Source organism: Nostoc sp. (genome assembly GCF_035638895.1).
Taxonomy (GTDB): domain Bacteria; phylum Cyanobacteriota; class Cyanobacteriia; order Cyanobacteriales; family Nostocaceae; genus Nostoc.
In genome coordinates this window covers 1-1,644 of record NZ_DASQZC010000652.1, presented here as the reverse complement: position 1 = coordinate 1,644, position 1,644 = coordinate 1, and the positions used below count along the sequence as shown (strand labels likewise).

At 37.5% G+C, this 1,644-nt stretch carries 3 protein-coding genes and 1 pseudogene; 2 read left to right on the top strand and 2 right to left on the bottom strand.

Features of this window, described 5'->3' with window-relative positions:
• A pseudogene (locus tag VE944_RS31060) lies at positions 1-231 on the top strand (hypothetical protein); the annotation flags it as partial.
• A gap of 21 nt (positions 232-252) precedes the next feature.
• Here the strand turns inward: VE944_RS31060 and VE944_RS31055 are convergent.
• Positions 253-555, bottom strand: coding sequence for a hypothetical protein (locus VE944_RS31055; protein WP_324986714.1), 303 nt, complete (start codon positions 553-555; stop codon positions 253-255).
• 65 nt (positions 556-620) lie between these two features.
• Between VE944_RS31055 and VE944_RS31050 the strand changes: the two genes are divergently transcribed.
• Positions 621-1,175: an MltR family transcriptional regulator gene (locus tag VE944_RS31050; protein ID WP_324986711.1), complete on the top strand. Its 555-nt coding sequence runs from the start codon at positions 621-623 to the stop codon at positions 1,173-1,175.
• Positions 1,176-1,253: 78 nt separating this feature from the next.
• Here the strand turns inward: VE944_RS31050 and VE944_RS31045 are convergent, their stop codons facing one another.
• Complete coding sequence (locus tag VE944_RS31045; RefSeq protein ID WP_324986708.1) at positions 1,254-1,523, bottom strand: hypothetical protein; 270 nt, start codon at positions 1,521-1,523, stop codon at positions 1,254-1,256.
• Between the last annotated feature and the right edge of the window lie 121 nt (positions 1,524-1,644).

Genomic DNA, 1,644 nt, shown 5'->3' with positions numbered 1-1,644 from the left:
AATTTTGGGGTTGAGCTAGGAACTGGCCCTGATGGTGCTACGGGAGTAGATGTTTTAAAATTTATTAGCTTGCCTGTAATTTCACCCTATGTAGGAGTTGGACTTTATTCAGAAGATAAAGGTGTTGCAGTTTCAGGTGGCGTTCAGGTAGGTGCTACTGATAACGTTTTTGTTGGTGCTGGTTACAATTCTATTCGTGGCTTTAACGGGCAACTGGGAATCAGATTTTAACAGTTAATAGTTAAGTGAATGTCAAACTTTCGTTGCTTTGCTTAATGATGAGTTAAGATATTGCCAATCACTACGGAACTTGTTAAATAAAGCTTCTATTGGCTCGCCTTGGCTCGAATACTTTCCAAGTAAATCAATTGCACTTTCTTCTATATAGATTATTAGCTTTATACTAGAATGTTCGTTTGTGCTAGTTACCTCAAGACTGAATATAGTAGACTCTATGAGTCCTTGACAATATTCACCGTCTTTCTCTCCTACCCATGTGATATACGGAAAATTTTCTTGACACTTTTGTAATAAGCTCACTGTGTTTGTTTCCATTTCTTTTCTATAAAGTAGTGTTTTTATTCTGCCCAGTTTTACCTTAAAAGTTTTAGCCTTTAACTATGTCCAAGAAAAACGCTCAAAAGAAACGAGATCAATTACAAGATCCACAGTATTGGGTAGCAGAGCTTTATAAGAGTAATGATAGAGCTTGTGTCATTGTTGGTGCAGTATTTCTAGAAATTCAACTTGAACAACTTCTTCTGAACTTCCTGGTTGATGATAAGGAAAAAGTAGAAAAATTATTTGATTTTAATCAGCCACTAGGCAGTTTTAGCTCAAAGATAAGCATGGCTTACTGTCTTGGGCTTATTGGTTCACTATTATTTGACGATCTCAACATTATTAGAAATATTAGAAATGATTGTGCCCATGAGTTACAAGCTATAGATTTTACTAACCCCAGCATAGTTGCTAAATGTAAAAACTTTAAGTTATTCACAGATCCGATTGATCATACGGGTCAACCAGCATTTCCTAGAGATCATTTCTTAAGTGTAGTAACTTTAATCTCAATTCATCTAGCCAAAGAAATAGAAGAAGCCAAGAAAGAAAAGAGAATGATTCAAGGTGATCTTGCTTTAGGTGATGAAGAAATAGTTAGATTACCGCGCTAAATGATTGATTGTGTATCTAATAGTAATCATGCAAGCTTGAGATCCTTAAAGATAGATACTTTTGAACTATTACTACTATTACTTAGACAAAGATAAGTCGGCTAGCCTAGTGTAATTGAAGGCATTGAGCATACCTGCCTCAGATGCTGGGAAAGTGGGGAGGTGGGAAAGAAAATCTGTCCCGTCTGCAACCGGACAGGCACAATACGCATGAGCTAAGTTGTTAGGGTGAATGGCAAAGCGGCAGTAGTGGTTCAAGATGACCGTACCTTCTAGCAGATGCTTAATCCATTGCAATAGGAAATTGTTATGCCGCGATCGCTTCACATTAAATCTGCTGCTTGCCAACCCAACTAACTCGCTTCTGAACACCCAAACCATCTTCAATGGTATGGTCTGGGTAAGAACCTACTCGTGACTGAATCACAATCCAGCATAAATCTTCGGTATCTGAAGTATTTCGTATACA